We start from the raw sequence: 7,174 nt of genomic DNA, 5'->3' as shown, positions 1-7,174 counted from the left end.
TTTTTGACAGTACGTTCACTTTGACAGGCTGGACACTCCGGCATCCTGTTAGTAAATCACGTCTTTACAGCCACTACCGGGATAGGCAATGGCCGCAGTTACGCTCAGGACACAGGAGGCACCATATGACCATGGGAGACCAGATCAAGGCAGATATGCCCATCCTCTGCGCCGACGGCAACGAACACGGTAAAGTTGACCACCTCGACGGCGAGTACATCAAGATTACCAAGGACGCTCATGGACAGCATCACTGGCTCCCCCTGAGCACAGTTGACCATGTTGACCAGCATGTCCACCTGAAATTGAAGCATGAAGAAGTGAAGCAGCAGATGCTCAGTGAAGACCCGCATCCTGAACACCGCAAGTAAAATAATTGCCAGAAACGAAGAAGGCATCCAGAACGGGTGCCTTTTTTGCTGCTATGGTCAGACTGATGCTGAAGTCCGTGTTGCTGTTCCTGCTGGCTGGTCTCGCAGAAATCGGCGGCGGTTATCTGGTGTGGTTGTGGCTACGCGAGGGAAAAAGCATCTGGCTGGGCGTGCTGGGTGCACTGATTCTGGTGCTGTACGGCATTTTGCTGACCTTGCAGCCGCAGATTCTGGATTTCGGTCAGGTGTACGCAGCGTATGGCGGTGTTTTCATTGTGCTGTCGCTACTCTGGGGCTGGCTGGTGGACGGCAGAACGCCGGATACTCCCAGTCTGGTCGGAGCTTTTCTTGCCCTGCTGGGCGCGGCTGTGATTGCCTACTGGCCCAGAACTGTCTGATTTACTTGCCGCTCAGGGTAATCAACGTGTCCTGCCCGTCCGCTACAGCGGTGTAAAACAGCTCAGCCGGGGCATTGCGGCCCATGAACACCGAGTAGTGGTTCGGCCCTTCGATTTCGTCCTCCAGTTGGGCGAATCCGGCTTGTTTCAGTGGTTCGATGAGTGACCGTGGCTGCCAGCCCTGTATACGGTACTGCTCGACGCGGGTTTGTCCATCTCTGACTTCCTGGCGGTAGGACGGGGACTGCGGACACTGGGGTTTCATCCCAGCAGGCACGGCAAAAAGACCGTTCCAGACGGTTCCCTTCCTACCAATGCAGTACAGGGCGGTTTGCCAGTGACCTATGGTTTGCCACCAGGCGTAGGCCAGCCCTGCGGTCAGGACAATGGCCGCCAGTAACCACAAAACAGAGCGCCGCTCACTCGCGCGCATGTTCCAGGGCGCTGCGAATGAGCGTGGTGACGTGTTCGTCGGCCAGGCGGTAATACACTACCCGGCCCTCTTTACGAAAGGCCACCAGCCGCCCAGTCCGCAGCAGGCGCAACTGATGGCTGACCGCACTTTCGCTGATGCCCACCACAGAAGCGAGATCGCAGACACACAGCTCGGTGGTCTGCAGTGCGCTCAGGATTTTTAGCCGGGTCGTGTCGCCCAGCAGTTTCAGGAAATTGGTGGCCTCAGTGGCGCAGCGTTCATCCGGCAGAGCTGACTTTGCCAGCACGACAGCTTCCGGGTGAACACAGGCCACCTCGCAGACATCGGCAGATTGGGTGGTCGGTGCAGTCACCAGAGCATTGTAAGGCGTTGCACGCAGGCTCATTCCATCACCGCCAGCACATCCTGCGCCACCCGCCTGGTATTGGTATTCACCTGGGTGTAATCCCAGACCAGGCGCAGCTTGCCTGCCTTGTCTACCAGGTAGGTGCCAGTCGTGTGACTGACCTCGTATTCACGCGGCCCTTTCGACTCACTGTACTGATACCCTGCCCCCCACGCTTTGGCTGTTGCGGACAGTTGCGGTTCAGGAATTCGCATCCCTTTGGCCTGCGGATTGAAGAATTTGACGTACTCGTTGATACTTGCCACCGTGTCGCGCTTGGGGTCAACGGAAACCAGCAGCGGCACGAAGTCAGCCTGTTTGTCTTTCGGCAGAGCCTGCCGCACCCGTTCCAGCGCCGCCAGCGTCGTCGGGCAGAAATCCGGGCAATGCAGGAAGCCAAAAAATACCGCCACTGTCTTGCCCTTCAGGTCGCTCAGAGCCAGTGGCTGACCGTCCTCACCTGTTCCGGCCAGCGTGGGCGCGGGCGTTCCAGCAGCATAGGCCGTGCCGTACAGCGACAAAGGATTCCTGACTTTGGTATAGAGCAGAGTGCCACCCAGCACCGCTGACACGGCGAACAGGGCCAGCGTCGCGGACTTTATCCAGGAGCGGGGTTGGTGGGCTGGTTCTGGAGGGACGGGAGGCGTTGTATCGTTCTGGGTCATGGGTGAAGCTCCATATGGCTGCCCGTGTGAAAGCCGGGTGCTTCCATCTGCACGGTGACATGCTCAATCTCGTACTTCTCGGCAATTTCGCTTACTTCAGCAGTCAGGTTTGGGCCAGGGTCAGCACTTACGAGGTGAACGGTCAGGTTATTCTCCCCGCTGGTGACGCTCCAGACGTGCAGGTCATGGACTTCCTGCACGTCTGGCAGGGCCGCGAGTTCGGCGCGGAGGCTATCCAAATCCAGACCGTCTGGCACGCCTTCCAGCAGCACATTCACGCTGGCCTTGAGCAGTATCCAGGTGCGGGGTAGCACCCACAGGCCGATCAGTGCGCCCAGCACCGGGTCAATCCAGGTAAGGCCCGTCAAGCGAATCAGAATAGCCCCGATGATGACCGCCACCGAGCCAAGCAGGTCGCCCATCACTTCCAGATACGCCGATTTGATGTTCAGGCTGCCTTCGCTGCCGCCCACCAGCACGCGGGCGCTGATGATGTTCACGATGAGGCCCAGGGTCGCCACAATCAGCATGGAAGTGGTCTGCACGGCCACGGGTTCGGTCAGGCGTTTGTACGCTTCAAAGAGGATGTAAAACCCGATAGCAAACAGCGCCCCAGCGTTCAGGGCCGCCGCCAGAATCTCGGTGCGGCGATACCCGAACGTGCGGCGTTTATCTGCGGCCCGCTGACCCATCCTGATGGCGAAGAGGGACAGGGCCAGGGCGGCCACGTCGGTCAGCATGTGTCCAGCGTCCGAGAGCAGCGCCAGACTGCCGGACAGGATGCCGTACACGACTTCCACCACCAGAAAAGTTCCAGTGAGGGCCAGCGCAATCGTGAGTTGACGGGCGTTGGCGTCCTTGCCGTGACTGTGGCCCCCACTGTGACTGTGACCTTCAGCCATGATTTTGAGCCTCAGCCAGTGCCGCCAGAATCTGTGGCCGCTGCTCATCGAAACGCCCGTAGAACGCCTGCTGACCGATCATGGTGACTGGGGCGATGCGCACGCCGTCCGCTCTGAGTTGCATTTCCGCCAGGGCTTCAGGATCGCCGCGCACGTTCTTCTCGGTGAACGGCACGTTCTCGCGCTTCAGCAAACGTTTGATGGCCTCGCAGTCGGCGCAGTCAGGAACAGTGTAGAGGGTGACTTCCAGATTCTTCATTTGGTTCTCCAGTCGTTAAAGCCAGCGGCGCACCTGCTGGCGGTAAGTGTCGTACTGTGCGCCGTGCAGGCTTCCCAGGTGCGCTTCTTCCAACCGAACCTGCACCTGCATCAAGACCTCCCCGGCAATGAATACAGCCAGGGTTGCGGCGTTGGGCAGCACCAGGAACAGACCCAGCAGGTTCACACGCATGCCCAGAAAAATAGGATTGCGGGACAGAGCAAACGGGCCACGCTGGATCAGTTCGGTTCTGTTGTTGCGGTCAATGCCGATCCGCCAGGACGCGCCCATTGCCCCCTGCGCCACCGCGATCCACACCAGTGAAGCCAGCAGCAGCCCCCAGCCCAGCAGACGCAGTTCAGTGCGAATAAGGGGAACGATTGGCCCCAGCCAGGCCAACAGGTGCGGCGTGAAGGTAAACAGCAGCACCACGCCCAGCACGCCGAGCAGCACGAACCTCATGGCCCGCCCCACGTACCCGTGTGCCGAGTCATCAAAGGGGAGCACCATCGGGTTCACGCCCGTGGTACGCCACAGTTGCAAGCTGCGCCAAACGAACGCCACCGCGAAGTACAGCAGCATGTAAGCCAGGAGCATGAGGGAAGCGCTGTTCATATCAGGCACTCCTTCCTTTCCAGCGCAGCAATCTCAGAGCGTTGGCGGTGACGATGGCGGTTGCGCCCGTGTCGGCCAGAATCGCCATCCACAGGTTGGTGTAGCCCAGCAGAGTCGTCACCAGGAAAATGGCTTTCAGGCCCAGCGCGAAGGCGATGTTCTGCTTGATGTTCGCCATTGTATCGCGGGACAGGCCCACCAGCTCGGCCACCCCCTGCACTTTTTCCCGCAGCAAGGCGGCGTCGGCGGTTTCCAGCGCCACGTCGGTGCCGCCACCCATCGCAATCCCCACGTCCGAGCGGGCCAGGGCAGGAGCGTCGTTGATGCCGTCGCCCACCATCGCCACCCCGCCATTGGCTTTGTACTGGTCAATCAGCTTCAGCTTGTCTTCGGGCATCAGTTCGGCCTGCACGTCCAGACCCAGACCGCTGGCAATGGCTTTCCCGGTACGCTGGTTGTCCCCGGTGAGCATCACCGTCTGAATTCCCAGGTTGCGAATCTGAGCCAGGGCCGCTTTGGCATCCTCGCGGGGTTCGTCGCGGATGGCGACAATGCCGATGACCTGCGCGGCGTCGTGCAGCACTACCGCCGTTTTACCGTCGCTTTCAAAGCGAGTGATGGTGTCCTGAGCTTCCGCACTGAACGTCGTGTGTTCGGCAGCGTACTTGGGCGAACTGACCGAGAGCAGGCGGCCTTCCACCCGTGCTTCCACGCCTTTCCCTTGCAGGGCGCGGGCTTCCGAAGCAGCGGGTACAGCAATATTCTCGGCTTTGGCGGCGTCGTTGATGGCTTTGGCGAGGGGGTGGCTGCTGCCCGACTCGACAGCAGCGGCCAGGCGCAGAACAGTAGCTCTGTCACCCACCACATTGGTCACTTTAGGCTTGCCAGCCGTCAGCGTTCCGGTCTTGTCAAAAGCAATGGTCTTGACTGTGCCAATACTTTCCAGCGCCGCGCCTCCCTTAATCAGCAGGCCGCGCCGGGTGCCCGCACTGATGCCACTGGTAATAGCGGCAGGCACGCTGAGCACCAGCGCACAGGGGCAGCCGATGAGCAGCAGGGCAATGCCTTTGTACAGCCAGGGATACCATTCCTGGCCCAGTAAAAGGGGTGGAACAAGGGCCGTCAACGCCGATACGGCCACCACGCCGGGCGTGTAATAGCGGCTAAAGCGGTCAATAAAGCGGGCGGTGGGGGCTTTGCTGCCCTCAGCTTCTTCCACCATATGGATAATCCGGGCGATAGTGTTGTCGTCAGCATCCTTGTCCACGCGGATGGTCAGCACGTTGTCGGTGTTGATGCTGCCTGCGTAGACATTGTCGCCTTCCCCCTTGCCGACGGGCACGCTTTCGCCCGTCACCGGGCTGTCGTCCAGACTGGAGCGCCCGGTCAGGATGGTGCCGTCAGCAGGAACCCGCGCCCCGGGGTTGACCTGCACGGTCTGACCGACTTGCAGCGAGTCGGCAGGGACTTCGCGCACTGCACCGTTTTCCAGCAGCAAAGCGGTCTTGGGAGCCAGGGCCGCCAGCGACTGAATCCCCGCCCGCGCCCGGCCCGCTGCGATGCCCTCTAGCAGTTCGCCCACCGCGAAGAAGAACACGACGACTGCACCTTCTGCCGCCTGTCCAATCGCCACTGCACCAATCGCCGCGAGGCTCACCAGCAGATTGATGCTGAAGTAATCCCCGAACCGCATACTTGCCAGAGCCTTCTTCGCCAGCGGCCACACACCGATGATGGTGGCGGCGATGTAACCCCACCTGGCGAACTGCGGCTCGATGAAGCTGAACAACCACGCCAGCGCCAGCAAAATCCCTGAGCTGACCACCAGCTTGCCCTGCCCTGTCTGATACCAGGGCTTGCCCCGGTCTGCCGGGTTGTCGTGGCTGTGCCCGTGCGCGTCGTGACCGTGTTCGGCGTGGTCATGGCCTTCATGGTCGGCATGGGCTGCAGGCGCAACTCCACCGGAAACCAGCGAAGGCGCGTAGCCCAGTGACCGCAAGTTGTTTTCCAGCGTGCTGCGGGGCGTTTGCGCTTCATCCAGCGTCAGGGCGAGCGTCTGCTTGCTGAAACTGGTTTTGACCTCGCCCGTACCGGGAAGCGTGCCCACCATCTTTTCCACTTTTGCCACACAGGAGGCGCAGTCCATTCCGTCCACGAAATAAGTGAGCTGGGTGCCGTGTACTCGCATGCCTCACTATACCTGAATAACTTCTCATGTGTTAAGCTCTGCAAGTAATGAACCGTCAAAACAACCGAGCGTTGCTCATTCTGACCCTGGCCCTGGCTGTTATCGCTGGCCTGCTGATGTTCAACCTTGCCAAACGGCCCAAGCCACAAAGCAGCGCCGCCATTTCTACCGAGCAACTGATTCGGCCTGACAGCCCTTTCCTGGGGCCTGCTGACGCTAAAGTCACCATCGTGGAATTCTTTGACCCGGAGTGTGAATCCTGCGCCGCTGTCGAACCTGCCCTCATGGACGTGATGCAGAAGTACAACGGCGAAGTGCGACTGGTAGCCCGCTACTTCCCGCTGCACAGTAACTCCACGCTGGCCGCAGGACTAATTGAAGCTGCCGCGCAGGACAGTGCTGACAAACGCTGGCGGATGCGTGATTACCTGTTCCAGAAACAACGCGAATGGGGCGAGCAGCAGACTGCACAGACTGATAAATTCCTGGACTACGCCGAGGACATGGGCCTAGACCGCAGCAAAGCCCAGGCCACGATGGAATCCGCTGCGGTGCGTGACCTGTTGGCCCGTGACCGCAAGGACGGGGAGGCCGTCGGCGTGACCGGAACACCTACCTTCTTCGTAAACGGTAAACCCCTCCCAGAACTGAGCCTGGAAGCGCTGGAAAATGCTATTCAGGAAGGGCTGAACGAGTAATCAGGAATCCATTTCATGTCCAGGCGTATAGCGACATAAGGGCGAAAGAACCCCTGATGTCTTTCAAAAATGGTCGTTTTCGCACGATTCTTGGCGACTCATAAATTACTCATCACAGATGGCGCAAAATCGGGTTTTCCCTAAAGTGTGTCTGAAAACTCTTCAGGGCATATCTTTGGCCAGTCGTCTTACCATCAAGCGAATCATGACCTCGTAGACGAGGTTTTCTGAGGTTTCTGGCAGTGCTTCGTAATCTT

The 7,174-nt window shown here is 59.7% G+C and carries 10 protein-coding genes; 3 read left to right on the top strand and 7 right to left on the bottom strand.

From position 1 onward, the window contains the following. The first annotated feature begins 125 nt into the window (after positions 1-125). Positions 126-371, top strand: coding sequence for a DUF2171 domain-containing protein (locus IE158_RS13050; RefSeq protein WP_013615903.1), 246 nt, complete (start codon positions 126-128; stop codon positions 369-371). Between the two features lie 65 nt (positions 372-436). After that, positions 437-769 carry a YnfA family protein gene (locus IE158_RS13045; protein WP_189644143.1) on the top strand — a complete coding sequence of 111 codons (333 nt, stop codon included), beginning with the start codon at positions 437-439 and terminating at the stop codon, positions 767-769. Between the two features lies 1 nt (position 770). Here IE158_RS13045 and IE158_RS13040 read toward each other — a convergent pair whose 3' ends face one another. The 7 genes from IE158_RS13040 to IE158_RS13010 all read right to left on the bottom strand — a co-directional run bounded on the left by IE158_RS13040 (position 771) and on the right by IE158_RS13010 (position 6,219). After that, positions 771-1,034 carry a hypothetical protein gene (locus IE158_RS13040; RefSeq protein WP_229839129.1) on the bottom strand — a complete coding sequence of 88 codons (264 nt, stop codon included), beginning with the start codon at positions 1,032-1,034 and terminating at the stop codon, positions 771-773. A gap of 154 nt (positions 1,035-1,188) precedes the next feature. After that, the gene (locus IE158_RS13035) at positions 1,189-1,590 is read right to left on the bottom strand and encodes an ArsR/SmtB family transcription factor (RefSeq protein WP_013615900.1); all 402 of its coding nucleotides are present in this window, start codon (positions 1,588-1,590) and stop codon (positions 1,189-1,191) included. Next, positions 1,587-2,255, bottom strand: coding sequence for an SCO family protein (locus IE158_RS13030; protein ID WP_013615899.1), 669 nt, complete (start codon positions 2,253-2,255; stop codon positions 1,587-1,589). Before IE158_RS13030 ends, IE158_RS13035 begins: the two co-directional genes overlap by 4 nt. Further along, complete coding sequence (locus IE158_RS13025) at positions 2,252-3,157, bottom strand: cation diffusion facilitator family transporter (protein ID WP_013615898.1); 906 nt, start codon at positions 3,155-3,157, stop codon at positions 2,252-2,254. Before IE158_RS13025 ends, IE158_RS13030 begins: the two co-directional genes overlap by 4 nt. Beyond that, positions 3,150-3,416, bottom strand: a complete 267-nt coding sequence (locus IE158_RS13020) for a glutaredoxin family protein (RefSeq protein WP_013615897.1) — start codon at positions 3,414-3,416, stop codon at positions 3,150-3,152. Before IE158_RS13020 ends, IE158_RS13025 begins: the two co-directional genes overlap by 8 nt. 15 nt (positions 3,417-3,431) lie before the next feature. Next, positions 3,432-4,031 (bottom strand): methyltransferase family protein, encoded by a 600-nt coding sequence (locus IE158_RS13015; protein ID WP_013615896.1) that lies wholly within the window; start codon positions 4,029-4,031, stop codon positions 3,432-3,434. Between the two features lies 1 nt (position 4,032). Next, positions 4,033-6,219, bottom strand: coding sequence for a heavy metal translocating P-type ATPase (locus tag IE158_RS13010; protein WP_013615895.1), 2,187 nt, complete (start codon positions 6,217-6,219; stop codon positions 4,033-4,035). A gap of 47 nt (positions 6,220-6,266) precedes the next feature. Between IE158_RS13010 and IE158_RS13005 the strand changes: the two genes are divergently transcribed. Then, positions 6,267-6,917: a DsbA family protein gene (locus tag IE158_RS13005; RefSeq protein ID WP_013615894.1), complete on the top strand. Its 651-nt coding sequence runs from the start codon at positions 6,267-6,269 to the stop codon at positions 6,915-6,917. The last annotated feature ends 257 nt before the right edge of the window (positions 6,918-7,174 follow it).

It is taken from the genome of Deinococcus piscis (assembly GCF_014653275.1).
GTDB classification, from domain to species: domain Bacteria; phylum Deinococcota; class Deinococci; order Deinococcales; family Deinococcaceae; genus Deinococcus; species Deinococcus piscis.
The sequence above is the reverse complement of the archived record's forward strand: the minus strand, read 5'-3'. Positions and strand labels throughout refer to the sequence as shown.

Excerpts from the sequence above, each read along its gene's own strand:
- IE158_RS13050 (WP_013615903.1), top strand. The coding sequence starts at position 126 with ATGACCATGGGAGACCAGATCAAGGCAGATATGCCCATCCTCTGCGCC.
- IE158_RS13010 (WP_013615895.1), bottom strand. The coding sequence starts at position 6,219 with ATGCGAGTACACGGCACCCAGCTCACTTATTTCGTGGACGGAATGGAC.
- IE158_RS13005 (WP_013615894.1), top strand. The coding sequence starts at position 6,267 with ATGAACCGTCAAAACAACCGAGCGTTGCTCATTCTGACCCTGGCCCTG.
- IE158_RS13040 (WP_229839129.1), bottom strand. The coding sequence starts at position 1,034 with ATGAAACCCCAGTGTCCGCAGTCCCCGTCCTACCGCCAGGAAGTCAGA.
- IE158_RS13015 (WP_013615896.1), bottom strand. The coding sequence starts at position 4,031 with ATGAACAGCGCTTCCCTCATGCTCCTGGCTTACATGCTGCTGTACTTC.
- IE158_RS13025 (WP_013615898.1), bottom strand. The coding sequence starts at position 3,157 with ATGGCTGAAGGTCACAGTCACAGTGGGGGCCACAGTCACGGCAAGGAC.
- IE158_RS13045 (WP_189644143.1), top strand. The coding sequence starts at position 437 with ATGCTGAAGTCCGTGTTGCTGTTCCTGCTGGCTGGTCTCGCAGAAATC.
- IE158_RS13035 (WP_013615900.1), bottom strand. The coding sequence starts at position 1,590 with ATGAGCCTGCGTGCAACGCCTTACAATGCTCTGGTGACTGCACCGACC.
- IE158_RS13030 (WP_013615899.1), bottom strand. The coding sequence starts at position 2,255 with ATGACCCAGAACGATACAACGCCTCCCGTCCCTCCAGAACCAGCCCAC.
- IE158_RS13020 (WP_013615897.1), bottom strand. The coding sequence starts at position 3,416 with ATGAAGAATCTGGAAGTCACCCTCTACACTGTTCCTGACTGCGCCGAC.